At 56.2% G+C, this 22,721-nt stretch carries 23 protein-coding genes, 4 tRNA genes and 1 riboswitch; of the genes, 9 read left to right on the forward strand and 18 right to left on the reverse strand.

All coding sequences use genetic code 11. From position 1 onward, the window contains the following. Window positions 1-170: 170 nt before the first annotated feature. Window positions 171-452 carry a hypothetical protein gene (locus PMI32_RS05945; protein WP_008033083.1) on the forward strand — a complete coding sequence of 94 codons (282 nt, stop codon included), beginning with the start codon at window positions 171-173 and terminating at the stop codon, window positions 450-452. Between the two features lie 67 nt (window positions 453-519). On the opposite strand, the gene PMI32_RS30005 is transcribed toward PMI32_RS05945, so the two are convergent. Together PMI32_RS30005 and PMI32_RS30010 are read right to left on the reverse strand one after the other, a co-directional pair. Next, entirely contained in the window at window positions 520-732 is a 213-nt protein-coding gene (locus tag PMI32_RS30005) for a hypothetical protein (RefSeq protein ID WP_081501791.1), read from the reverse strand. Then, window positions 729-983, reverse strand: a complete 255-nt coding sequence (locus PMI32_RS30010) for an ogr/Delta-like zinc finger family protein (RefSeq protein ID WP_081501792.1) — start codon at window positions 981-983, stop codon at window positions 729-731. The genes PMI32_RS30005 and PMI32_RS30010 overlap by 4 nt, the downstream gene beginning before the upstream one ends. A 139-nt stretch (window positions 984-1,122) precedes the next feature. Here PMI32_RS30010 and PMI32_RS05940 point away from each other — a divergent pair, with 139 nt between their 5' ends. The 3 genes from PMI32_RS05940 (at window position 1,123) to PMI32_RS0129145 (ending at window position 3,945) form a co-directional block, all read left to right on the forward strand. After that, window positions 1,123-1,848 carry a hypothetical protein gene (locus PMI32_RS05940; protein WP_008033084.1) on the forward strand — a complete coding sequence of 242 codons (726 nt, stop codon included), beginning with the start codon at window positions 1,123-1,125 and terminating at the stop codon, window positions 1,846-1,848. Window positions 1,849-1,928: 80 nt separating this feature from the next. Further along, window positions 1,929-2,111 (forward strand): helix-turn-helix transcriptional regulator, encoded by a 183-nt coding sequence (locus PMI32_RS30015; protein WP_081501793.1) that lies wholly within the window; start codon window positions 1,929-1,931, stop codon window positions 2,109-2,111. A 736-nt stretch (window positions 2,112-2,847) separates the two neighbouring features. Next, window positions 2,848-3,945 carry a RelA/SpoT domain-containing protein gene (locus tag PMI32_RS0129145; RefSeq protein ID WP_008033085.1) on the forward strand — a complete coding sequence of 366 codons (1,098 nt, stop codon included), beginning with the start codon at window positions 2,848-2,850 and terminating at the stop codon, window positions 3,943-3,945. 209 nt (window positions 3,946-4,154) lie between these two features. Here the strand turns inward: PMI32_RS0129145 and mobV are convergent, their stop codons facing one another. Beyond that, entirely contained in the window at window positions 4,155-5,168 is a 1,014-nt protein-coding gene (gene mobV, locus PMI32_RS29410) for a MobV family relaxase (RefSeq protein WP_008033087.1), read from the reverse strand. 489 nt (window positions 5,169-5,657) lie between these two features. Next, window positions 5,658-5,734: transfer RNA gene (locus PMI32_RS05935), tRNA-Arg, on the reverse strand. A gap of 292 nt (window positions 5,735-6,026) precedes the next feature. Between PMI32_RS05935 and PMI32_RS05930 the strand changes: the two genes are divergently transcribed. Continuing rightward, window positions 6,027-6,260, forward strand: a complete 234-nt coding sequence (locus PMI32_RS05930; RefSeq protein ID WP_008033088.1) for a hypothetical protein — start codon at window positions 6,027-6,029, stop codon at window positions 6,258-6,260. Between the two features lie 21 nt (window positions 6,261-6,281). Continuing rightward, window positions 6,282-6,461: a PA3371 family protein gene (locus tag PMI32_RS05925; RefSeq protein WP_008033091.1), complete on the forward strand. Its 180-nt coding sequence runs from the start codon at window positions 6,282-6,284 to the stop codon at window positions 6,459-6,461. On the opposite strand, the gene phnN is transcribed toward PMI32_RS05925, so the two are convergent. Next, window positions 6,436-7,008 (reverse strand): phosphonate metabolism protein/1,5-bisphosphokinase (PRPP-forming) PhnN, encoded by a 573-nt coding sequence (gene phnN / locus PMI32_RS05920; protein ID WP_008033093.1) that lies wholly within the window; start codon window positions 7,006-7,008, stop codon window positions 6,436-6,438. The genes PMI32_RS05925 and phnN overlap by 26 nt on opposite strands. 388 nt (window positions 7,009-7,396) lie before the next feature. Here phnN and PMI32_RS05915 point away from each other — a divergent pair, with 388 nt between their 5' ends. Next, the gene (locus PMI32_RS05915) at window positions 7,397-7,723 is read left to right on the forward strand and encodes an Arc family DNA-binding protein (protein WP_003178899.1); all 327 of its coding nucleotides are present in this window, start codon (window positions 7,397-7,399) and stop codon (window positions 7,721-7,723) included. Between the two features lie 222 nt (window positions 7,724-7,945). Here PMI32_RS05915 and mgtE read toward each other — a convergent pair whose 3' ends face one another. Further along, window positions 7,946-9,388, reverse strand: a complete 1,443-nt coding sequence (mgtE, locus tag PMI32_RS05910; protein ID WP_008033095.1) for a magnesium transporter — start codon at window positions 9,386-9,388, stop codon at window positions 7,946-7,948. Between the two features lie 320 nt (window positions 9,389-9,708). Between mgtE and PMI32_RS05905 the strand changes: the two genes are divergently transcribed. Further along, the gene (locus PMI32_RS05905; protein WP_008033097.1) at window positions 9,709-10,227 is read left to right on the forward strand and encodes a hypothetical protein; all 519 of its coding nucleotides are present in this window, start codon (window positions 9,709-9,711) and stop codon (window positions 10,225-10,227) included. A 19-nt stretch (window positions 10,228-10,246) separates the two neighbouring features. Here the strand turns inward: PMI32_RS05905 and PMI32_RS05900 are convergent. The 7 genes from PMI32_RS05900 to ltaE all read right to left on the reverse strand — a co-directional run bounded on the left by PMI32_RS05900 (window position 10,247) and on the right by ltaE (window position 16,212). Then, window positions 10,247-10,323, reverse strand: a tRNA-Arg gene (locus PMI32_RS05900). A gap of 72 nt (window positions 10,324-10,395) precedes the next feature. Continuing rightward, window positions 10,396-10,472 (reverse strand) — tRNA-Arg (locus PMI32_RS05895). A 108-nt stretch (window positions 10,473-10,580) separates the two neighbouring features. Further along, window positions 10,581-10,671 (reverse strand) — tRNA-Ser (locus tag PMI32_RS05890). Window positions 10,672-10,733: 62 nt separating this feature from the next. Beyond that, window positions 10,734-10,922, reverse strand: a complete 189-nt coding sequence (csrA, locus tag PMI32_RS05885) for a carbon storage regulator CsrA (RefSeq protein ID WP_002554426.1) — start codon at window positions 10,920-10,922, stop codon at window positions 10,734-10,736. Window positions 10,923-11,109: 187 nt separating this feature from the next. Further along, window positions 11,110-12,351, reverse strand: coding sequence for an aspartate kinase (locus tag PMI32_RS05880; protein ID WP_008033100.1), 1,242 nt, complete (start codon window positions 12,349-12,351; stop codon window positions 11,110-11,112). Between the two features lie 91 nt (window positions 12,352-12,442). Continuing rightward, window positions 12,443-15,061, reverse strand: coding sequence for an alanine--tRNA ligase (gene alaS, locus PMI32_RS05875; RefSeq protein ID WP_008033101.1), 2,619 nt, complete (start codon window positions 15,059-15,061; stop codon window positions 12,443-12,445). A gap of 146 nt (window positions 15,062-15,207) precedes the next feature. After that, complete coding sequence (gene ltaE / locus PMI32_RS05870) at window positions 15,208-16,212, reverse strand: low-specificity L-threonine aldolase (protein WP_008033103.1); 1,005 nt, start codon at window positions 16,210-16,212, stop codon at window positions 15,208-15,210. 197 nt (window positions 16,213-16,409) lie between these two features. Then, window positions 16,410-16,581, forward strand: a riboswitch (FMN riboswitch). Between the two features lie 102 nt (window positions 16,582-16,683). On the opposite strand from ltaE, the gene PMI32_RS05865 reads away from it, so the two are divergent. Beyond that, window positions 16,684-17,193: a 6,7-dimethyl-8-ribityllumazine synthase gene (locus tag PMI32_RS05865; RefSeq protein ID WP_008033105.1), complete on the forward strand. Its 510-nt coding sequence runs from the start codon at window positions 16,684-16,686 to the stop codon at window positions 17,191-17,193. A 173-nt stretch (window positions 17,194-17,366) separates the two neighbouring features. Here PMI32_RS05865 and astE read toward each other — a convergent pair whose 3' ends face one another. The 5 genes from astE to aruG form a co-directional block, all read right to left on the reverse strand. Further along, window positions 17,367-18,377, reverse strand: a complete 1,011-nt coding sequence (gene astE, locus PMI32_RS05860; protein ID WP_008033106.1) for a succinylglutamate desuccinylase — start codon at window positions 18,375-18,377, stop codon at window positions 17,367-17,369. A gap of 12 nt (window positions 18,378-18,389) precedes the next feature. Next, window positions 18,390-18,677, reverse strand: coding sequence for a hypothetical protein (locus tag PMI32_RS05855; protein WP_008033108.1), 288 nt, complete (start codon window positions 18,675-18,677; stop codon window positions 18,390-18,392). Between the two features lie 20 nt (window positions 18,678-18,697). Then, window positions 18,698-20,044, reverse strand: coding sequence for an N-succinylarginine dihydrolase (astB, locus tag PMI32_RS05850; protein WP_008033110.1), 1,347 nt, complete (start codon window positions 20,042-20,044; stop codon window positions 18,698-18,700). Between the two features lie 162 nt (window positions 20,045-20,206). Then, the gene (astD, locus tag PMI32_RS05845) at window positions 20,207-21,676 is read right to left on the reverse strand and encodes a succinylglutamate-semialdehyde dehydrogenase (protein WP_177318891.1); all 1,470 of its coding nucleotides are present in this window, start codon (window positions 21,674-21,676) and stop codon (window positions 20,207-20,209) included. Continuing rightward, window positions 21,673-22,698, reverse strand: coding sequence for an arginine N-succinyltransferase (aruG, locus tag PMI32_RS05840; RefSeq protein ID WP_008033114.1), 1,026 nt, complete (start codon window positions 22,696-22,698; stop codon window positions 21,673-21,675). The genes astD and aruG overlap by 4 nt, the downstream gene beginning before the upstream one ends. Window positions 22,699-22,721 lie beyond the last annotated feature (23 nt).

Consider the following 22,721-nt stretch of genomic DNA (forward strand, 5'->3'; position numbering starts at 1 on the left):
TGATCTAGAAAAAATAGCTATCCAAGCGGCGGACATTCAGGCACGCCAAAGCCAGTGAACGCATCGCCACTTGGCGAGCAGCTTTCCGCCCTTCAGCGTCGAAAAATTGCTATCACTTTTCGAGCTCGATCGGCGCACCAGGTCAAAAACTGCTAGCAAGGAAAGATGCAATGAAAGAACAGAAAAAGGTGCTCACCATCCGAAACCCATCGCCCTTTTTGATCCTGCAAGCCAAAGCCATGACAGGAAAAGCCACGGGTAGCCAGGCATTCATTGCTGGTATCGAATTGATGATCCGGCAATCCGAGCAAATTGCCGATATGAGAGACGACAACCGCAAGCTTCGCGAGCAGCTCCACATTGCTAAGGGCCTTCTCCGACAGATCGCGCCAATGTGCGTTCAAGTGGCCGAACTAGCGGGTCAGAAAGACTGGTTGTTCGACGACCAATAGTCTCGTTGACTGACCTTGAATGAAAAATCCACTACCTTGCGATGCCTTTAGTTCCCCCCTGCTCGCATCACAGGATGTCAGGCGCATATTTTTCATCGCTGGCCGGATTTAAGCCACCCGCCTGATTAATTAGATCAAGAGTTGTCCAAGGGCCAGCACGACCACGAAATATGTGCACACCCTGATCTATTAGTGTTCGCTCAACATCCGAACGCCTTTGATATCCCGTGATGTGCTGAAGATCTTGAAAGGTCAGAACACCTGGCACGACCCTGCTCATGTCAACATATCCAACTGCTCAAGTATTTGAAGTTTCTTGTGACTGGGTAATTCTCGAAGGCGATCAAGCAAAAAACCATTCTCCTCCTTTGCAGAAGGCTTAAGGCTGTGAGAAAAACTAAAGCTCATAACAAAAGAATAAGCACACCTAGGATTCAAACATAAACAATAGAGCCTCTTCAGCTCTAAAGACACATCCTCAACCTCTGAAATCAATGCTTTCCCCTTGCACTCTCGACAATTAATCCTCATCAACCCCACCCAACTTTGTCAGATATACAATTGTATTGTGTTAAAATTAACATGTAAATACAGCATGACACATGCTTTCAACCAGACCAAAACAAATCAATTAACAATCATCAAAACCAAGCAATCAAGGAACAACAACATGCAACTCACTACTATTGAACGAGACAACCTGAATCCAGAGCTACAGGAGCGACTAGCTTGCTTCGAGGCAAACAAAACCGCTTATATTGCTCTTCAAAAGCAGCTCACCGAGGTAACGCAAGAAGACCAACGACTAAAGAAGAAAGCCTCTGAACTTGAAAGCCAAGCCGACCGCACTGATGCCTCCTGGAATGCGATGGCCAAATCAGCCACCATCGATCAAAGTAAAATCAATGAAGAAATTGAACGCAGTGCCAAGCTTAGAAAGGAAGCTCAGGATTTACGTCTCATCGCTGAAGCCAGAACAGACATCCACAACAAATTGGTTATTCAAGTAGCAGAAGCACGCATAAAGCTGGTAGGCGTTCCGAGTACAATCAACAAAGAGTATCATCAAGCGCTTTTGGCAAGGGCGCTGAAGCAAGAGGGGACGCTGGATATTCTGTTGGAGCTGTTCACTTTGTCTCGTGCTTTGTTCCTCAAAAGCCTTGACGAGCATGATGGATTGCTTGCTCGCTGCAATAGCATGCGCGAACGACAAACAAAAACCCAAGAACTCACCTGGGTCACCTTCGGAAAAGAAATTGAAAAGTTATTTGATGGAGCGGAGAAGGAAGCACTAGCACCAACACTGGCAACTATGCCACCTGCGGTACAGAAGGAAATAGTAGTAGATACCCACGTTGCGCTTCGGAAACTTCTGCGTGCAAACTCCGCGGCCTGAGACTTAGCAGCCATTCCAATTTAGGAGTGTCGCATAGGCTCAGATCATAGGAGCCCAACTTGAATAAACTGGATCGTTTCATGCGGGAAAGGGATGTGCTGGATGCCACCTCCCTTTCTCGAACCACCCTATGGCGACTTATGAAAACAGGGCACTTCCCCAGATCTGTACGAATCTCACCAGGGCGCGTCGGATGGCGTGAGTCAGCAATCATTTCTTGGCAGGAAAATCCTACCGAGTGGAGCCCAACGAAGGCCGTGTAAGCGGCCTCACTTTACCCTCTCCAAGTACCACCCCGCCTGCAAGACTTCGCCGATCCCGGGAGCTGCCAAAAACAGCACTTTTTTATGGTTATCCTTGTGAACTGGGACTCTTAGAGCTTCCGTCGATATCCTTCTCCATACGTTGCGAGCACATGCCTGTGTGCGTTTTCGATTTCTTCCTGAAGGCAAGAATGTTGGAGCTTTGACAGCGCCATCCCAGCACTTCCCATGTAATGAAATGAAATCGACAAAACCTTGCCAATCTAGCTGAAACCCCTACTCCGTATGGCGCGCATGCCTTTCCTTCACTCTCGGTTCATAAAAACGCCTACCAAAAAAATCAGCCCACTCACTTTAAGAAAACACCGCCGCACCCTTATTGCCATTGGGTTTTGTGAATCGAAACGTAGTCAGGAAGCGCCCTATGCTTGTGCAAGGTGTTTGCATTTCACTGAAAAACTTTGCACAAAATGAAAAAACCAATCGCCTGCCAAAGCCCGCAGCCAGCCTGGGCTAGACCCCGGATTGCACTACTTTCAGATTTGCACAAAAAAATCACACAGAGTGCGTCGGCGGGAGGGGGATAAGTGCTTTTTCAGCTCATTTTTTCTTAACCGGACGATTTTCGTTGAGGTAAGCACCGGTCGGTGGGGACATGGGGCTGTGTGCTGAAGCCGGTCAGTGGTACATTCCCGAAACCGCCTAAACAGAGCAAGACATCCGAAGGAGCACCTTAATGGTAACGGGACTAACAGAAGAAGATTTTCGTCGGCGGGCTAATATTTCAGATGAGCAATGGCTAAACTCAAAGATCAACTGGGAAGATTTGAAGGCTATTGAAACGCACTATAACGAGCAGCAAAAATCACTGCGCAGTGCGGCAGAACTCATTTCATCTCGAATCAGAGATTTTCCAAGTGTCCATTCGGTACGATGGCGAATCAAAGACAGCTTTAGCTTACTGAAGAAAATTTATCGTAAAAAAACCGACCCCAAGGCCGCTGAAAAATGGCTAACGGTGAGTAGTGACAATTATCTATCGGTCGTGACCGACCTAATAGGTGTTCGGGTACTACATCTACTCAAAAGTGAATGTATCGCGATCGACAATGCTGTACGTGCCACATGGGATCCTTCTGAAGTTATTGTCTATAGCAGAATGGGTGATGCCGTGTTAAATGCTATAGCTGAAATGGATGATGTCCGTTCTGTGACACATAGCAACGGATACCGTTCAATTCACTACATTATTCATCTTCAACCGGAAAAATCGGTACTCACAGCAGAACTGCAAGTAAGAACAATATTCCAAGAAGGCTGGAGCGAAATTGACCACCGCGTTAAATATCCGGACTTCTCAGACGACCCTCTAGTCGCCTACTTCTTAGATTTATTTAATGGTCTAGCTGGAAGCGCCGATGATATGGGCTCATTCCTCATGGACTTAATCCAATCAAAACTCGAAACAGATACAGAAGCCAAGCAAGCGCAAGAAATAATCAAGTCTCAAAATGACTCGCTCGACAGCATCAACAAACAACTGATAGAACTGAAAGAACTGAAAGCAAACAGCGACAAAGAATCGCAAAAAATTATCGGAAAACTTCAATCGGAAATCAATGATTTACTACCAAGCCGCAGCACGCCGCACCTATCCACAAAAAATTTCAAAATCCCTACAGCTCTAGACTTTGCCAAAATCGGCAGCGTTATTGAACGAAATAAGTTAGGAAGTGCCGCACGAACCTTTGGAACAAAAAATATTCTTACCAGTTCCTTACTAGGAAACGCCTTATCGTCGCATGCCATTTTCTCAGATGGAGATGATGATTAATTTTAGTTGCTCTTCGTAAAATCACATCAAACCGATTGTGCTTACGCGCAACGCGTCATACCTGGCACCATTTAAAAGCCCGCGCTAGGCGGGCTCTGGACTGCTGACTAATAGTCCGTGGTTGTCATCCTGATATCACTTCCCACATCTAAACGCCCCAGCCTAGTGCAGTGTTTGTCATTTTCAACGCTAGAGATCAGGTGGTGCACTCAGCCAAGCGTGAACTCCGGATCATTGTGTTCCCCTCGTGCCCAGACTTTGCCTCTGCACAGGCTGCTTTCAAGCATTTTTAGACGATGCTCCAAGTCGAACTTTTCAGCGGCGAGCACCACCGCTTTTTGCTCCGCCTCACTGGCCTGGCTCACCAGGTCGTCAATGCTCCTGGAGCGCCGATCCAGATCCACTTCTCTGCTGCGCAACCGGTGCTCCCGCCGTTCTATTTCTCTCTGCCGATCTTCCACCAGGGACGCTGCTTTTTTCACAGCCCGCGCACGTGAAAGCACTGCCTGTTTTGAACGTGCGTGACGAGCTGCGCCCAGGGCATTGGCGCTGGCCACGGCTTCGGCTCGCAGCCAGGCTTCTGTCTTCATACCGACAGCCGCGGCTGCATAGTCGCGAGGCTTCAGCACCGGAGCTTCGCCTGCTGCGGTCATGGTCGAGTAGAATGCTGACACGGCCTCATGTTTTGCCTTCGAACCCTCCACGCCACGCTCCAGCCCACGTTGCGCACCAACCTTGGCATGGAAGCTGGTTTGCATCGCTCTGAGCTTCTCAGGCCCGCCAAGGAAGTCGCGGCACGACGGCCTCCTGTCTGCTGTCATAGGCACAACGTAAACGACCATATGCGGCGTTGACTCATCCAGGTGGATGGTCGCACTGAGGACATTCGCTGCACCGTGGCGCGTCTTCAGCCACTTCAACGCATCGGCAAAGTAACCGTCCCCCATGTCATCCAGACGTCCACCGTGACGCTTGAAAGCTTCAGGGGACGCGGTGACCAGGTACTCAATCGCGAGCACCGCATCCTTACGTCTTTTCGTCGGCAACGTGCGCACCAGGGCAGCGAGTATCTGCTCCGATCCTTTGGCCCCCACCGTCCGGTTTCGCCCTGTGAGTATAGGATCTGCATTCGGGGTGGGCTGCATCCTGAACGTGTGCTGTGCCGACCTCGACACCGCTCCCATGGTTTTGAGTTTCTTCGCCCTGATGATTGCGTAAGCCATAGCGCTTCTCCGTCGCTTTTAACTGCCTTATCAGTCAGTTAAGCGCTTGGAGCATCACCCAATGCAACCCCCAGTTTGAACAAAACTGAAGGCGGCAATGTGTAACCCACTACACATCACTTCGTGATGGTGGGCCTGCTGCGCAGGGATAGAAGCGACAGCAGCGAATATCGAAGTCATTTCAGTTTCAGTACGGAAAAAGAGAGCGCGTCGCTACGTGAAATCTGAGCGATTACCTCTATCAGCCCCTGCACTTTTCATTATCAGACGCCACGGCAGTAAGGACAGCGAGCATGAAATTAGGGAGTCGCTTGCTCAAACCGCGCTCAGGATCAGTACGTGGCGAGCGCCTTCGACCGACATAAAAAAGCCCCACTAGGTGATCCTATGCGGGGCTTTTTACTGCTTGGAGCATTTCCTGATGCACCCGCCCTGCACCCACGGGGTTACGGCGGAAAAGCATAAAATCGCTGAAAGCCTTGAATTATATGGTGTCCCAGGGCAGGTTCGAACTGCCAACCTTCCCCTTAGGAGGGGGATGCTCTATCCAATTGAGCTACTGAGACACAAGTCGCACGCGAGAAATGCGATGCGATGGACGGCGTGCATGTTAACGGGCGGGTCTGATTTTGTCATGTCGTCCGTAGGCTTTTTAAGTGTAGGCAGACTCCCCTCTACAGCACGGGATTTGTTAACCGTGCAAATTGCATCACCGCAAAAAGCCATCATTGCAAATTGCAATGAGACCACCTTGCACGATTATCTTAATTCTTTGTTTTTAAAGGATTTAATAGCCGCTAGACTCTTGGCACGTCGGCTGCTTCAGCTGTTCTCAAAGAACAACGGAGGTCAGCCCTCATGAACCGCGCCCTTTTACTCTCGAACGCGATCGCTCTGGCGATTTTTTTGGGTTTTCATTTTGCCCCGCAGAGCGGTGCCGAGCCGGTTGCCCAACGAATGCCTCATTACCTCCAGGTACAGAAGGCACCTCAATTGGCGGTGTTGGGTAATCAACAGGGTTTTGTCGGTCAAGAAGTGAGCCAGGAAAATGTCCTGCTGCCAGCGCAGTCTTCAGAACGCCTGGCATTTTGAACAACCCATCAGGAGCACAGCATGTCCAAATCAGCCGCAGGATTTTTCGTCCTCGCCCTGCTCAGCGGCATTCTTCATTTATCACTGGTAGAGGACGCAATCGTCACTCTGCCGTTGATTGCCTGCGGCGTTTTCAGTGCGTTGTTTGTGCTGGCGCTGGTCGCTGGGCGCAAGATCAAGTTTGATCCGGTGTTGCGCTGACTTGTATCAGCTTCAACAGGCCGGCCACTGTGTCCGAAAGTTCGCCTGAATTGTCGAGTTGGTGGATAAGCGTCTCACCGACTGAGGCGTCCGCCGTGAACAGTTCATTTCTGCGCAATCTCGCCTCAATCTCCGCCAGACTTTCACGCCCGCGCCGCAACAAGCGCTCTCGCAGCACGTCCTCCCTGACCGTCAACAGAATCGGCACCAGCGCCGGATAGCGGCGTAACGCCTGGGCCAAGTGCCCGCGGGAGCCGTTGATCAGGACATCCCTGCCCTCCTTGAGCCATTGATCGATCACGATGGGAATGCCGTAATCCAGGCCATTGGCATGCCAGCACAGCGCAAAGTCGCCCTCTTCTTTGCGGCGCGCGAACTCTTCACGGGAAACACCGATGGCATCCTCGCCCACGGATTCGGCTGAACGCGTAATGACCCGACGCACCACTTCGCAGTTGATTGCCTGCAAAGGCTCGCGAGCAGCCTCGATGAGACTGTCCTTGCCGGATCCGGAAGGCCCCATCAGGTAAATCAGTCTGCCATCCATCCTGAATTAGCCCCCCATGTCGTGGTTGCCACTAGTAAATCGGCCAATTGCCACTATTCTGTACGAAGTAAGGAATCGTGATCGAAATCCGCACAGCATGCACCTTCAGGTGTCCCAGGACATCTCCTGTCGTGCAATAGGACGCGGCCAGCGATACGGACATGGGTAGTCTTTTCAAACCAGTCCGCATTTCTGATAATTGGTGCTGGCATAACGCCTTTATCCAGTTCAATATTTGTCACAGAATTGACGCCAATGATCTGGCTTCTTTGAGGCATGATGCGAGCCTCTATCAATTCAGGTTGAACATTTGGCCAGAGTCCTTGTCCTATCAGACATCGCGCGGCCAATCCCGAGAACCGCTCCCCTGAACTAACCGGTTAAATATATGCGCCCATTGAAACAGGCAATTTATTCCAGCCGTACGGCTGACAAGTTCGTCGTACGTCTGCCAGACGGAATGCGTGAACGCATTGCCGAGGTGGCTCGCAATCATCATCGCAGCATGAACTCCGAAATCATTGCGCGCCTTGAGCAGAGTCTCATTCAGGAAGGCGCACTGGGTGAAGAGTTGAGCATGCGACTGGACAGCCCGGAGCTGTCACTGCACGAACGCGAACTGCTGCAGCGCTTCCGCCAACTCTCCCACCGTCAGCAGAACGCACTCGTTTCGCTGATTGCCCACGACGCCGAAATGGCCGCAGACGCCTCCTGATTCATCCGAACACTCAAGCCAGCTTAATCGCTGGCTTTTTTTTGCCTGAAATTCAGGCACAAAAAAACCCGCCACCCGGAAACCTGTAGGAGCGAGCCTGCTCGCGATGGACGTAAACGATGATGCGTTAATACTGGAAAAACGCGTCGTTCTTGAGTCCATCGCGAGCAGGCTCGCTCCTACAGTTCTACGCCGGATGGCGGGTTTTGTTCTGCGTGGGGATCAGAGCAGGAAAATAGTCGCCAGCCCGAGGAAGATGAAGAAACCACCGCTGTCGGTCATGGCCGTAATCATCACGCTGGCGCCCATCGCCGGATCGCGACCCATCTTCGCCAGGGTCATGGGGATCAACACCCCCATCAACGCCGCGAGCAACAGGTTGAGCGTCATGGCAGCGGTCATCACCACGCCGAGGGACCAACTGCCGTAAAGCAGGTAGGCCACCGCACCAATCACCCCACCCCACACCAAACCGTTGATCAAACCGACGGCCAGCTCCTTGCGCATCAGACGCGAGGTATTGCCGGTACTCACCTGGTCCAGCGCCATGGCGCGAACGATCATGGTGATGGTCTGGTTACCCGAGTTACCACCGATGCCCGCCACGATCGGCATCAAGGCCGCGAGCGCCACCAGCTTCTCGATCGAACCTTCGAACAATCCGATCACGCGAGAGGCAATAAAGGCGGTGATCAGGTTGATTGCCAGCCAGGCCCAGCGGTTGCGCAGAGATTTCCAGACTGACGCGAAAATATCTTCCTCTTCACGCAGACCCGCCATGTTGAGAACTTCGTTTTCGCTCTCTTCACGAATCAGGTCGACCATTTCATCGATGGTCAGACGGCCGATCAGTTTGCCGTTCTTGTCGACCACCGGGGCCGAGATCAAGTCGTAACGTTCGAACGCTTGTGCAGCATCGTAGGCGTCTTCGTCCGGGTGAAAACTCACCGGGTCGCTGGCCATCACTTCCGATACTTGTTTTTCCGGGTCGTTGACCAGCAAACGCTTGATCGGCAGCACGCCCTTGAGCACGCCGTCGTAATCGACCACGAACAGTTTGTCGGTGTGACCCGGTAGCTCCTTGAGTCGGCGCAGGTAGCGCAACACCACCTCGAGACTGACGTCCTCACGGATCGTCACCATCTCGAAGTCCATCAGCGCACCGACCTGCTCCTCGTCATAGGACAACGCGGAGCGAACGCGCTCACGCTGCTGGCCATCAAGGGTTTCCATCAGCTCGTGGACGACGTCTCGCGGCAGCTCGGAGGCCAGGTCAGCCAGTTCGTCGGCATCCATGTCCTTGGCCGCCGCCAGGAGCTCGTGATCGTCCATGTCGGCGATCAGGGTTTCACGTACCGAGTCGGACACTTCGAGCAGGATGTCGCCGTCGCGGTCAGCCTTGACCAATTGCCAGAGCGTCAGACGATCGTCCAGCGGCAAGGCTTCAAGGATGTAGGCAACGTCGGCGGAGTGCAGGTCATCGAGCTTGCGTTGCAGCTCGACGAGGTTTTGCCGGTGAACCAGGTTTTCAACCCGGTCGTGATGCGGACCTTCCTGGCGATGAGTCAGGTCTTCGACCACCCGCTGACGCTGCAACAGCTCAATCACTTGAGCGAGGCGGTCCTGCAGGCTTTCTTGCGTTTTCTTTACTTCAACTTCGGACATAGGCGAACTCCACTCCCAGCAGCGGGGCACGCCGGAAGGATCAATCAGTCAATTCATGATTGGAAAAGCGGTTTACTGAATTACTACTGGGTAAGTCCATGGAGGTATTCCACAAGCCCCGGCGGGGCTGACGGGCGCAATGATACACCGCCCAACGGTTTTAAATGTTAAAAAATCGCGGCTGAAACAAGCGCTTGCGAGACAAACCTGAGCGCCGTCCTGATCCGTAAAAATGCGACGACTCATTCTGAAAAGAAAACACACCAGCGCCGAAAAATGTAGCGGCTACCCTTGAGTCAGACCGTCATGGAGGACGTTTGATGCCATTGAATGCCTGTTATTTTCTGCTGATCGCCCTGCTCTGCCTGCCGCCCGTGGTACTTGCCTCAACCGTTCACCGCTGCGAGGCAGCAAACGGCCGCATCACCTTCACCACGCTGAGTTGTACGGCCGGAGAAAGCCTTTCGCTCCAGGAAGTACGCACGTTTACCCCCGGCAGCACAGTGTCGCTTATGCCGGAAGCGGACTTTCGTGAAACATCACGTACGAATATCAAAAGGAGGGAGCCAACGGTCGTCGGCCAGACAGAGGACAAATGTGGAAACCTGATCGATGCCAGAGAACGCAGGGAAGCAATCATCAATCAACGGATTGTCGCCGGCATGACCCGGCAAGACGTCGAAAGCGCCCTCGGCAAGCCAGACAAGATCAGTATTCGCAATTCGGCCACGAGCTACCGATACGACACCAAGCGAGGTCGTAGCGCACACGTCGAATTCGATGAGAGAGGTTGTACCAGAGGAAAAGCCAAATCCCAGACGGCAAAAAGCCCGCGTTAAACGCGGGCTTTTTGTTGTTTGGTGCACTCGACAGGATTCGAACCTGTGACCGCTCGGTTCGTAGCCGAGTACTCTATCCAGCTGAGCTACGAGTGCAATTTGTGTTTTTAGACCAGATCACAACTGGTTGAAACAGAGTAGCTCACATCACTGCAAACAACTCTTAAATGGTGCACTCGACAGGATTCGAACCTGTGACCGCTCGGTTCGTAGCCGAGTACTCTATCCAGCTGAGCTACGAGTGCATTTGTTGCCGCGCATTATAGGCCGTCGAATCTTTTTGTAAAGCGCTTTTTTCTAGTAATTTCAACAACTTACCGAAGAAGCCAGATTACAACGTACTACGCAAATAATGGCGGAGAACGGGGGATTCGAACCCCCGACACCCTTTTGAGGTGTACTCCCTTAGCAGGGGAGCGCCTTCGGCCACTCGGCCAGCTCTCCGCAACACGGGGCGTATATTAACCAGCTTCTTCCCCGTTTGCAAACATAAAAAACGATAAAAATTAATGGCTTGGTTCTTCGTCCTTCTCTTTCTTTATACGCAGGTAAATTTCCTCACGGTGGACCGCAACCTCTTTCGGGGCGTTGACACCGATACGCACTTGATTTCCTTTAACGCCGAGCACGGTCACGGTGATTTCTCCATCACCAATAATCAGGCTTTCTGCGCACCGACGAGTCAGAATCAGCATACCTTTCTCCTCACGCATTTCATTTCAGGGACAACAGTCTGCAAAAAAAAGGCACTCGACCTACAACCTGAAAGATCGTAGCCCTACATGCCTGAGTATTGACTAGCGCGGGCAAAAGAACAGCTTCGAGCCGCACCATTCAAAAAAACAAAAGGGCGCGGTCAGACCGCGCCCTTCGGCAAACGCATCACTCGCCCGTTCGGGCCGGCGCGTCCAGTTCGAAAGCCGTGTGCAGGGCGCGCACAGCCAGTTCCAGGTACTTCTCTTCGATCACCACGGAAACCTTGATTTCCGAAGTCGAGATCATCTGGATGTTGATGCTTTCTTTCGCCAGGGATTCGAACATGCGGCTGGCCACACCTGCGTGGGAGCGCATGCCGACACCGACGATCGAGACCTTGGCGATCTTGATGTCGCCAACGACTTCACGGGCACCGATCTCGCGAGCGGTGTTTTCCAGTACGGTTTGCGCGGCCTGGAAGTCATTGCGGTGTACGGTGAAGGTGAAGTCGGTGGTGTTATCGTGCGCAACGTTCTGCACGATCATGTCGACTTCGATGTTCGCGGCGCTGATCGGGCCGAGAATCTTGAATGCAACGCCCGGGGTGTCTGGCACGCCACGGATGGTCAGCTTGGCTTCATCGCGGTTGAAAGCGATGCCGGAAATGATCGGCTGTTCCATGGTTTCCTCTTCATCAATAGTAATGAGGGTGCCCGGACCCTCCTTGAAGCTGTGCAGTACGCGCAGCGGAACGTTGTACTTGCCGGCGAATTCCACCGCACGGATCTGCAACACCTTGGAACCGAGGCTGGCCATTTCCAGCATCTCTTCGAAGGTAATCTTGTCCAGGCGCTGGGCCACGGACACCACACGCGGGTCGGTGGTGTAGACGCCGTCGACGTCGGTGTAGATCTGGCATTCGTCAGCCTTCAAGGCTGCCGCCAGCGCCACGCCGGTGGTGTCGGAACCGCCACGACCGAGGGTGGTGATGTTGCCGTGCTCGTCGACGCCCTGGAAACCGGCGACAACCACCACACGACCTGCTTTCAGATCACCGCGAATCTTCTGGTCATCAATCTGCAAGATACGCGCTTTATTGTGCGCGCTATCCGTCAGAATCCGTACCTGGTTGCCGGTGTAGGACACCGCTGGCACGCCGCGCTTGATCAGCGCCATAGCCAACAGGGCAATCGTCACCTGCTCACCGGTGGAGACGATCACATCCAGCTCACGCGGAACCGGCTGGCCGTCGCCACTGATTTGCTTGGCCAGATCGATCAGACGGTTGGTTTCGCCGCTCATTGCAGACAGCACAACCACCAGGTCATCGCCGGCATCGCGGAATTTCTTAACCTTGTCGGCGACCTGCTCGATTCTCTCGACAGTGCCGACCGAGGTGCCTCCAAATTTCTGTACGATCAAAGCCATTTCAAAGCCGCCTCTGCCCATGAAGGGCGCCCAAATAATCACTCAAACAGCGTTCCGGCCCACCACTAGACTGTGGGCCGGACACACTGCCTTATAAACCCTGCTCTACAAATGGAACAGTCAGGGCCAATGCCGCATCCAGTGCGCCAGCGTCAGTACCACCGCCCTGCGCCATGTCTGGACGACCACCGCCCTTCCCGCCCACTGCCGCAGCGGCTTGCTTCATCAAATCACCGGCTTTGAGTTGGCCAGTCAGGTCTTTGGTTACGCCTGCAACCAGAACGACCTTTTCCTCATGGACACTGCCGAGCAGGATCACTGCGCGGCCGAGTTTGTTTTTCAGTTGATCGACCAGCGCCAGCAGCGCCTTGCCATCCTGACCGTCCAGACGCACGGCCAGCACTTTCACGCCTTTGACGTCCAGGGCGGAAGCCGACAGATCGTCGCCCGCCGCGCTGGCAGCCTTGGCCTGCAACTGCTCGAGTTGCTTTTCCAGCAGACGGTTGCGCTCAAGCACAGCCGACAGCTTGTCGATCAGGTTGTCGCGGCTGCCCTTGACCAGGTTGGCCGCTTCCTTGAGTTGTTCTTCGGCAGCGTTCAAGTATGCCAGCGCCGCAGCGCCGGTGACCGCTTCGATACGACGCACACCGGAAGCCACACCGCCTTCGCTGATGATTTTCAGCAGACCGATGTCGCCGGTACGGTTGGCGTGGATCCCGCCGCACAGCTCGACGGAGAAATCGCCGCCCATGCTCAGTACGCGCACGTTGTCGCCATATTTCTCGCCAAACAGCGCCATGGCGCCTTTTTGCTTGGCGGTTTCGATATCGGTTTCTTCGGTTTCAACTGCCGTGTTCTTGCGAATCTCGGCGTTGACGATGTCTTCCAGCGCCTTCAGTTGCTCAGGCTTGATGGCTTCGAAGTGACTGAAGTCAAAGCGCAGGCGCTGACTGTCGACCAACGAACCTTTCTGCTGAACGTGATCGCCCAGCACCTGACGCAATGCAGCGTGCAGCAAGTGAGTGGCCGAATGGTTCAGCGATGTCGCGTGGCGCACGTCGGCTTCGACGTGGGTCTCGACCGGCGAACCGACAGTCAGGCTGCCCAATGCCTGCACACCGTGGTGCAGGAACGCGCCACCGGTCTTGGTGGTGTCGCGCACATCGAAACGGCCGATGTTCGATTGCAGGTAACCGCAGTCGCCAATCTGACCGCCGGATTCAGCGTAGAACGGGGTCTGATCGAGAACGATCACGCCCTCTTCGCCTTCACTCAAGACGTCGACGGACTTGCCTTCTTTATAGATAGCGACAATTTTCGCCGAACCACTGGTGGCCTTGTAGCCGGTGAACTCGGTCGCCACGTCAACCTTGACCAGCGTGTTGTAGTCCAGACCGAACGAACTGGCGGAACGGGCACGGACGCGCTGGGCTTCCATTTCGCGTTCGAAGCCGGCTTCGTCGACGGTCAGGTTGCGCTCACGGGCGATGTCCGCGGTCAGGTCCATCGGGAAACCGTAGGTGTCGTAGAGTTTGAACACCACGTCGCCTGGCACCACGGTGCCTTTGAGTTCCAGCAGATCCTGCTCGAGAATCTTCAGGCCGTGCTCCAGGGTCTTGGAGAACTGCTCTTCTTCGGCCTTGAGCACGCGCTCGATGTTGGCTTGTTGCTTCTGCAGTTCAGGGAACGCTTCGCCCATCTCGGCAACCAGCGCCGCGACGATCTTGTAGAAGAAGCTGCCGGTCGCGCCCAGCTTGTTACCGTGACGGCACGCACGACGAATGATCCGGCGCAGCACGTAGCCGCGACCTTCGTTGGACGGCAGCACGCCGTCGGCAATCAGGAAACCGCACGAACGGATGTGGTCGGACACAACCTTCAGCGAAGACTGATCGTCATTGGTGCAGCCAATGGCCTTGGCCGATGCGCTCAGCAGGTTCTTGAACAGGTCGATTTCATAGTTGGAATGAACGTGCTGCATCACCGCACTGATCCGCTCCAGGCCCATGCCGGTGTCGACCGACGGTGCTGGCAGCGGATGCAACACGCCATCGGCGGTGCGGTTGAACTGCATGAACACGTTGTTCCAGATCTCGATGTAACGGTCGCCGTCTTCTTCCGGCGAGCCCGGTGGGCCGCCCCAGATGTCGGCGCCGTGATCGTAGAAAATCTCGGTGCAAGGACCGCACGGGCCGGTATCGCCCATGGTCCAGAAGTTGTCGGAGGCGTACGGCGCTCCTTTGTTGTCGCCGATGCGGATCATGCGCTCGACCGGCACACCGATCTGCTGGGTCCAGATGTCATAGGCTTCGTCATCCGAGGCGTAGACCGTTACCCAGAGTTTTTCCTTGGGCAGCTTCAGGACGCCGGTCAGGAAGGTCCAGGCGTAGGTGATCGCGTCGTGCTTGAAATAGTCACCGAAGCTGAAGTTACCCAGCATTTCGAAGAAGGTGTGGTGACGAGCGGTATAACCGACGTTTTCCAGGTCACTGTTCTTGCCACCGGCACGCACGCATTTCTGGCTGCTGGTCGCACGGGTGTACGCACGTTTTTCCTGGCCCAGGAAACAGTCCTTGAACTGGTTCATCCCCGCGTTAGTGAACAGCAGGGTTGGGTCGTTGCCCGGAATCAAAGAGCTGGAGGCTACACGAGTGTGGCCTTGCTCTTCGAAGAAGCGAAGGAAGGCTTCACGGATTTCTGCGCTTTTCATTAGGTTCTTCCACGGAGGCTGCGGCCAAAGGCCTGTGCGAAACGTCAACAGACGAAGCGACGGCAAAGGGCCGCATTATATCGGCCCAGCGCGCGGGGTACAGCGTGTTTATACGATAGAAACGGTCAATTGGACGGCTAACGCTGTCAGTTGCGCGAAAACTCGACGAATGTCGCGACGACTTGCTCGATTTGCGCGCGGCTCACGTCCATGTGCGTGACCATTCTAAGACGACCGGCGGCACTGAGCTTGATCCCGCGCTCAGCGGCAAACGCCTTGATCGCCTCGGCCTTGTCGCCCATCTGCACATAAACCATGTTGGTTTGCACTGGTTCGACTTCGTAACCGGCTTTTCGCAGTCCGTCCGCGAGGAATTGCGCGTTGGCATGGTCGTCCGCCAGACGCTGAACGTTATTGTCCAGAGCGTACAACCCCGCCGCCGCCAGAATCCCGGCCTGACGCATGCCGCCGCCGACCATCTTGCGCAGACGGCGCGCCTTGCCGATCAACTCGACCGAGCCGCACAACACCGAACCGATCGGCGCGCCCAGCCCCTTGGACAGGCAGACTGACACCGAATCGAAGTGCTGGGTGATTTCCCGGGCATCAACACCCAGTTTGACTGCCGCGTTGTACAGGCGAGCGCCGTCGAGGTGCAGTTGCAACCCGTGTTCGCGAGTGAAACTGCGCGCCCGGGCCAGATACTCCAGCGGTAGAACCTTGCCCTGCATGGTGTTTTCCAGCGCCAGCAAGCGGGTGCGGGCGAAATGGAAATCGTCCGGCTTGATCGCGGCTGCCACCTGAGCCAGGTCCAGCGAGCCGTCGGCCTGCACTTCCAGCGGTTGCGGCTGGATCGAACCGAGCACCGCCGCGCCGCCACCTTCGTACTTATACGTGTGCGCCTGTTGGCCAACGATGTATTCGTCACCGCGCTCGCAGTGCGCCATCAGGCCCAGCAGGTTGCTCATGGTGCCGGTCGGCACGAACAGCGCCGCGGCAAAGCCCAGGCGTTTCGCCAACTCGGCTTCCAGACGATTGACCGTCGGATCTTCACCGTAGACGTCGTCACCGGTGGCCGCGTTGGCCATCGCGTCGAGCATCCCTGGAGTCGGCTGAGTGACGGTGTCGCTGCGAAGATCGATAACGCTCATGAATCTGGCCTCGGTAAGCAGGGGAAAATCCCTTTCGGAATGGAATTACTGCGGTCATGTCGACGAATAATCAACCCTTGGGCGAGGAAAAGACGCAGCAAGTGAGCGAAAAAGTCGATAGCAATCATCAGATAGCAGCAATGCACGGCTGAGAAATATGTGTTAAAAACGCTGCGCCGCCAGACAATCTGTCGGCAAAACGTTCTCAGGGCGGGGTGCAACTCCCCACCGGCGGTAATTGCGCGCAATGCGCATAGCCCGCGAGCGCTTGGCGACAGGCACGGCTTCGGCGGTGTTTGACGGCAAGGTCAGCAGACCCGGTGTGATCCCGGGGCCGACGGTCATAGTCCGGATGAAGAGAGAACGGGATTGGCGCCAAAGGGCCGTCCGCAGGCATTCTTGCGAGCGTGCGTACCCTTAAATCCCATTCGATTCATATGCCCTGTTTTATACATAAACAGGAGTCAGAACATGCAACCCACCGCAATCGACAGCAAAAGCAAACACCATCAGGGCGAGCGCGTTGCGTTCATCCAGGCCTGCTGGCACAAGGAAATCGTCGATCAGAGCCGTAAGGGCTTCGTCGCAGAAATGATTGCTCAGGGTTATCAGGAATCCGATATCGACTTCTTCGAAGTCGGCGGCGCCTTTGAAATGCCCCTGCACGCCAAGTTGCTGGCCAAGACCGGCCGATATGCCGGTATTGTAGCCGCCGCCCTGGTGGTGGACGGCGGGATCTACCGTCACGAATTCGTCGCCCAGTCTGTGGTCAGCGGCCTGATGCAGGTTCAATTGGAAACCGAAGTGCCGGTATTCTCGGTGTCCCTGACCCCGCACCACTTCCATGCCGGCGAAGAACATCAGAAGTTCTTCTTCGAGCATTTCGTGCACAAAGGCCAGGAAGCGGCGAAGACGTGTGCGGATACGCTGAGCAAGATTCGGGCGTTGCGTCGTACTGAGCCGCGCGCAGTAGCCGTCTAAACCCGAAATCTGCTGCTTGGGTGCGGTTTTATAACCTCACCCAAACCCACTGTGGGAGCGAGACCGGCTTGCCGGCGATGGTCGTCAACGATAACGCGGGAAGTCTGGCTCCCCGCGGCGTTCTCGGGTTCATCGCGAGCAGGCTCGCTCCTACAGGGGGGCGGTGGCGCCAGTCAGGCCAGGTTTTCGTCGGTGGTCGGCACGATCAGGATGCCGGCGCGCAGGCCGTTCTTGACCTTGGGGTTCGGGAAGATAATCCGCGCGCCCTCTTCTTCGATGATCCAGCGCGTCTGGGCGATGTCTTCGGCCAGCAGATAACCCACTTCCAGTTCCGAAAAATTCTCGATGTCCGCCGGCAGGTTCAAGCGGAAGCTATCGCTGTGCTTGATGATTTCCCGTGCCACGCTGAACAACTGCAACCCATTCAGCGCCTCTTCGGTCAGTTCCGGCTCGGTGCCTTCGATGATCTGTTTAAGGCGGGTTTCCAGCAGGGAGACGTTGACCCCGTCGTTTTGCCCGAACGGCCGCGCCTTGCCCAATTCCAGGGTGAAAGACTCGGCACCCAGCTTGTCGTAGGTGTAGGAACTGAAAACGATGGACGGCTTGTTTTGCAGCAACACCGCTTCCATACCGGCGGCGCGCAGGCGAGCCAGTTCCTGACGGGAATGCTGGCGATCTTCTTTCCACGGATACAACGCAAACTGCTCGATCTTCGAGCCACGAATCGCCGTGTGCAGGTCGTAATGCAGACGATCGCGATCCGGCAGGCTGAAGAAACTGGCCGCCAGCCGCTCCAGTTCACAGGCACGCAGGGCTTCGGAGCCGCTGGTTTGTTCGTGACGGCCGTTGAACAGCCGATTGACGTCCTGCTCGATAAAGCGCTCGCCCTTGCGAATCGCTTCCGGGTTGCCGAACAGGAACAGAATACGTGCGCGCGGCTTCAAGTCGCCGCGAGCGATGTCATGCAACAGGCGATCAAGCAACTCGATCGGCGCTGTTTCGTTGCCATGGATCCCGGCTGACAGCAGCAGGTCCAGGCCATTGTCGCGAGCCTCAGGTGGCCGGACTTCCAGCGCACCTTCGCTCAACCAGCGCATGCGCACGCCTTCGACAGTCAGTTGAGTCTTCTCCGCCGGTTCGCGGCCGGCGAGGGTCAGTTCAAGCAGTTTGCCGAGGGCGAGCATAGAGCGGTTTCCTTAGTGGTCGTGGGCGCAATCCGGGCCGTGCACGTGGTCTTCGTCGCCGACTTCAGCCGGTTCCATTTCCAGTTGCAGACTTACCAGATTAGTCGCCAATGGGCGCAGCAGCAGGTTGGCGTATTCAGCGTCACCTTCTTCGACGTCCACGCCGATCAGCAATTGGCCGCGGCCATCGTGCTGAATCCACAGCTCTTTGCCTTGCCAAATGACAGCGACGCGGGTGCAGGAAGTTTCCAGTTGCGTGCCGTCGGTGTCTTCAAGGATCAGCTGCAGGGTATCGCTCATGTGTTTTACGCTCTCGACGTTCAATTGATCTGGAATGGATAAACCGCGCCCAGTTTAAGGATTTGCGTCAGTTCATCCAGTGCCGTCCGGCACTCAAGCAGCAATTGCGGGTCCGCAAGGTCGGTTTCGGCCATGCGGTCGCGGTAGTGCTTTTCGACCCATTCGGTCAGCGTGCCGTACAACGGTGCCGTCATGATAACCCCTGGGTTGACGGCCGCCAGTTCGGTTTCATTCAGTGCCACGCGCAAGCGCAGGCACGCCGGGCCACCACCGTTCTGCATGCTTTGCTTCAGATCGAAGACTTTGACTTCGCGGATCAGGCCGCCGGAACTGGTCAGGCTTTGCAGGTACTGCCAGACGCGTTCGTTGCCACGGCACTCTTCCGGCACGATCAACAGCATCGAGCCGTCAGGACGCGACAGCAACTGGCTGTTGAACAGGTAGGAACGCACCGCGTCTTCAACGGTAACCGCCGAACGCGGTACACACACCGACTGGAATTTGCCGCCGACCTTGGCGAGTTTGCTTTGCAGCTCGGCCAGCATCTGTTCGGTGTCGAGGAACGCGTCCTCGTGATAGAACAGCACCTCGCCGTTACCTACCGCGATCACGTCGTTGTGGAACACGCCCTGATCGATCACCGCAGGATTCTGCTGGGCGTAGACCACGCCGTCATCGCTCAAACCGTGCAGACGAGCAACAGCTTGCGAGGCTTCGAGGGTCTGGCGCGCCGGGTACTTCTGCGGTGCCGGGTAGCGGTTATCGAACGCGCTGCGACCGAACACAAAGAACTCGACGCCGGCTTCACCGTATTCACGGCAGAAACGCGTGTGGTTGGCTGCGCCTTCGTCACCGAATTGCGCCACGGCCGGCAACGCCGCGTGGTGAGCGAAGTGCTTCTGATCAGCGAACATTGCACCCAGTACACGACTGGTGGTCGGGTGCTCGATGCTGCGGTGGTATTTGCAGTTGAGGTTGGCGGCGGTGAAATGCACGCGACCGTCGGCAGTGTCGGCGCTCGGGCTGACCGTGGCGGCGTTGGCCACCCACATGCTCGATGCCGAGCAACTGGCGACCAGCAACGGCATCGCGTCTTTCGCAGCCTGCTCGATCACTTGCGCGTCGGTGCCGCTGAAGCCCAGGCGACGCAGGGCGGCGACGTCAGGACGCTCTTGCGGGGCCAGAACGCCTTGTTGAAAGCCCATTTCCATCAGCGCTTTCATTTTCGCCAGGCCTTGCAGCGCAGCTTCCTTCGGGTTCGAAGACTGCTGGCTGTTGCTCTGGGACGCGACGTTGCCGTAGGACAGGCCGCCGTAGTTATGGGTCGGCCCCACTAGACCGTCAAAATTGACTTCATAGGATTTCATCAGCGAGGCTCCACGAGAATCTGTTTTTATAGGCTTCAGTAACTATTCAGTACGACCGCGTTGCGGCCTTCGCCAGCAGGCTGGCTCCCACAGTGATTGGGTGGCACACAAAATGTGTGAACACCACCGAACCTGTGGGAGCCAGCCTGCTGGCGATGGGCATCACGCCATTTTCACGCCTGGCGTCAGGGCCGCTGGCAACGTCAGGCTCGGCGTTTCCAGCGAGGCCACCGGGTACGCGCAGTAATCTGCCGCGTAATAGGCGCTGGCGCGATGGTTGCCCGAGGCGCCGACGCCGCCGAACGGTGCGCTGCTCGCAGCACCGGTCAGCTGTTTGTTCCAGTTGACGATACCGGCACGGCTTTCCAGCCAGAACTGCTGATAACGCGCTTCGGAATCCGACAGCAAACCGGCCGCAAGGCCATAGTCGGTGTCGTTGGCTTCAGCGATCGCCGCTTCAAAATCAGCGTAGCGGATCACTTGCAGCAACGGGCCGAACAGCTCTTCGTCAGGACGATCGGCAACGGCGGTCACGTCCAGAATACCTGGGGTCAGCAACGCGGCTTGTGCCTCAGGTTGAGTCATTTCCAGCAACGTCACGGCGCCATTGGCCAGCAGATGTTCCTGCGCATCCATCAGCGCTTTCGCAGCGCCAAGGGAAATCACCGAGCCCATGAACGGCGCGGGCTGCTGATCGAACGCACCGACTTCAATCGTCGAGCTGACCGCCACCAGACGCGCCAGGAGCGTGTCGCCCCAGGCGCCCTGCGGTACCAGCAAGCGGCGAGCACAGGTGCAACGTTGACCGGCAGAAATGAAAGCGGACTGAATGATGGTGTACACCGCTGCATCCAGATCAGCGACCTCATCGACCACCAACGGGTTATTACCACCCATCTCCAGCGCGAGGATCTTGTCCGGACGACCGGCAAACTGCTGGTGCAGGTGATTGCCGGTGCGGCTCGAACCGGTGAAGAACAGACCGTCGATACCCGGGTTCGCCGCCAGGGCAATACCGGTTTCGCGAGCGCCTTGCAGCAGGTTCAACACGCCGGCTGGCAGGCCGGCTTCGATCCAGCACTTGACCGTCAGTTCGGCGACTTTCGGGGTCAGCTCGCTCGGTTTGAACAGCACGCTGTTACCGGCCAGCAGCGCCGGCACGATGTGACCGTTGGGCAAGTGACCCGGGAAGTTGTAAGGACCGAACACCGCGACCACGCCGTGTGGCTTGTGGCGCAACACGGCGGTGGCGTCGCCCAGCGGGCCGCTCTTCTCGCCGGTGCGTTCGCGGTAGCTCTGCACCGAAATCGCAATCTTGTTGACCATGCTGGTCACTTCAGTCGCCGCTTCCCACAGCGGTTTACCGGTTTCTTCACCGATGCAACGCGCCAGTTCGTCAGCGTTGTTTTTCAGCGCGCCAGCAAAGGCTTCCAGCACCGAAATACGTTCTTCCAAAGTACGACGGGCCCAACCCGGAAACGCCTGACGCGCGGCTTGCACGGCGGACTCAACCTGAGCGGCGGTAGCGCCCTCGCCGGCCCACAGCACTTGCTGGGTCACCGGGTTCAACGATTGGAAGGCTTCACCCTGACCGGCCAGCCACTCACCTGCGATGTATAGCGAATTCATTATTTCGACTCCCGAGCAGCAGACAACGGAACGGCGCGCACTTGATCGCCGGCGTTGAGTTGAAGACGTTTGGCGGTCAGCGGATCGACTACCAGCGTACCGGCGGCAAGACGTGCGGGAGCGGCAGTGATCCGGCAGTCTTCGCGCTTGCGGTTGTGAATGATGAATGGCGTGGCGTCGTCACCCGGCGTGCCAACGGCCAACACCAGCGCCTGACTGTCTCGCACGGCGCGGATCTTGCCGGTTTCGCATTCGATGGCCGGGCCGGCGTCGAAAATGTCGACGTAGCCCTGGTAGCTAAAACCTTCGCTCTTGAGCATGGCCAGCGCCGGCTCGGTGTCCGGGTGAACCTGACCAATCACGTTACGTGCATCCGGCGACAGGAAGCAGGTGTACAGCGGGAATTTCGGCATCAGTTCGGCGATGAACGCCTTGTTGCCCACGCCCGTCAGGTAATCGGCCTGGCTGAATTCCATTTTGAAGAAGTGTCGACCCAGGCTTTCCCAGAACGGCGAACGCCCTGCTTCGTCGGAGACACCGCGCATTTCGGCAATGATCTTGTTGCCGAACAGTTGCGGGAACTCGGCGATGAACAGCATTCGCGCCTTGGACAGCATGCGACCGTTGAGGCCGGTGCGAAAATCGGCGTGCAGGAACAACGAGCACAATTCCGAGTTGCCGGTCAGGTCGTTGGCCAGAAACAGCGTCGGGATTTCGCGGTAGATGTTCAGCTCTTGCGAAGCGCTGACCGTCAGGCCGACCCGGAAGTTGTACCAGGGCTCACGCAGGCCGACGGCGCCGGCAATGGCGGAAATGCCCACCACACGAGCGTTGTCGTCTTCGAGGACGAACAGATAGTCCGCATCGCCGCGCCCGGCCTCGCCGCGAAAGGTCTTCTCGGCCCAGCCGACCCGATGGGCCAGACGTTCTTCGTTGGCCGGCAAGGTGGTCAGGCCGGTGCCGGTGCTGCGGGCCAGGTCGATCAGAGCGGGTAAATCGCTGCTGCGTACGGGACGAACGATCATGCTATCTCCTCAAACGGGCCGCT

Source organism: Pseudomonas sp. GM60 (assembly GCF_000282415.1).
GTDB lineage: Bacteria > Pseudomonadota > Gammaproteobacteria > Pseudomonadales > Pseudomonadaceae > Aquipseudomonas > Aquipseudomonas migulae.

Coding starts and splice junctions, on each gene's coding strand:
- PMI32_RS05945 (WP_008033083.1), top strand. CDS start 171: ATGAAAGAACAGAAAAAGGTGCTCACCATCCGAAACCCATCGCCCTTT.
- PMI32_RS30005 (WP_081501791.1), bottom strand. CDS start 732: ATGAGCAGGGTCGTGCCAGGTGTTCTGACCTTTCAAGATCTTCAGCAC.
- PMI32_RS30010 (WP_081501792.1), bottom strand. CDS start 983: ATGAGGATTAATTGTCGAGAGTGCAAGGGGAAAGCATTGATTTCAGAG.
- PMI32_RS05940 (WP_008033084.1), top strand. CDS start 1,123: ATGCAACTCACTACTATTGAACGAGACAACCTGAATCCAGAGCTACAG.
- PMI32_RS30015 (WP_081501793.1), top strand. CDS start 1,929: ATGCGGGAAAGGGATGTGCTGGATGCCACCTCCCTTTCTCGAACCACC.
- PMI32_RS0129145 (WP_008033085.1), top strand. CDS start 2,848: ATGGTAACGGGACTAACAGAAGAAGATTTTCGTCGGCGGGCTAATATT.
- mobV (WP_008033087.1), bottom strand. CDS start 5,168: ATGGCTTACGCAATCATCAGGGCGAAGAAACTCAAAACCATGGGAGCG.
- PMI32_RS05930 (WP_008033088.1), top strand. CDS start 6,027: ATGAACCGCGCCCTTTTACTCTCGAACGCGATCGCTCTGGCGATTTTT.
- PMI32_RS05925 (WP_008033091.1), top strand. CDS start 6,282: ATGTCCAAATCAGCCGCAGGATTTTTCGTCCTCGCCCTGCTCAGCGGC.
- phnN (WP_008033093.1), bottom strand. CDS start 7,008: ATGGATGGCAGACTGATTTACCTGATGGGGCCTTCCGGATCCGGCAAG.
- PMI32_RS05915 (WP_003178899.1), top strand. CDS start 7,397: ATGCGCCCATTGAAACAGGCAATTTATTCCAGCCGTACGGCTGACAAG.
- mgtE (WP_008033095.1), bottom strand. CDS start 9,388: ATGTCCGAAGTTGAAGTAAAGAAAACGCAAGAAAGCCTGCAGGACCGC.
- PMI32_RS05905 (WP_008033097.1), top strand. CDS start 9,709: ATGCCATTGAATGCCTGTTATTTTCTGCTGATCGCCCTGCTCTGCCTG.
- csrA (WP_002554426.1), bottom strand. CDS start 10,922: ATGCTGATTCTGACTCGTCGGTGCGCAGAAAGCCTGATTATTGGTGAT.
- PMI32_RS05880 (WP_008033100.1), bottom strand. CDS start 12,351: ATGGCTTTGATCGTACAGAAATTTGGAGGCACCTCGGTCGGCACTGTC.
- alaS (WP_008033101.1), bottom strand. CDS start 15,061: ATGAAAAGCGCAGAAATCCGTGAAGCCTTCCTTCGCTTCTTCGAAGAG.
- ltaE (WP_008033103.1), bottom strand. CDS start 16,212: ATGAGCGTTATCGATCTTCGCAGCGACACCGTCACTCAGCCGACTCCA.
- PMI32_RS05865 (WP_008033105.1), top strand. CDS start 16,684: ATGCAACCCACCGCAATCGACAGCAAAAGCAAACACCATCAGGGCGAG.
- astE (WP_008033106.1), bottom strand. CDS start 18,377: ATGCTCGCCCTCGGCAAACTGCTTGAACTGACCCTCGCCGGCCGCGAA.
- PMI32_RS05855 (WP_008033108.1), bottom strand. CDS start 18,677: ATGAGCGATACCCTGCAGCTGATCCTTGAAGACACCGACGGCACGCAA.
- astB (WP_008033110.1), bottom strand. CDS start 20,044: ATGAAATCCTATGAAGTCAATTTTGACGGTCTAGTGGGGCCGACCCAT.
- aruG (WP_008033114.1), bottom strand. CDS start 22,698: ATGATCGTTCGTCCCGTACGCAGCAGCGATTTACCCGCTCTGATCGAC.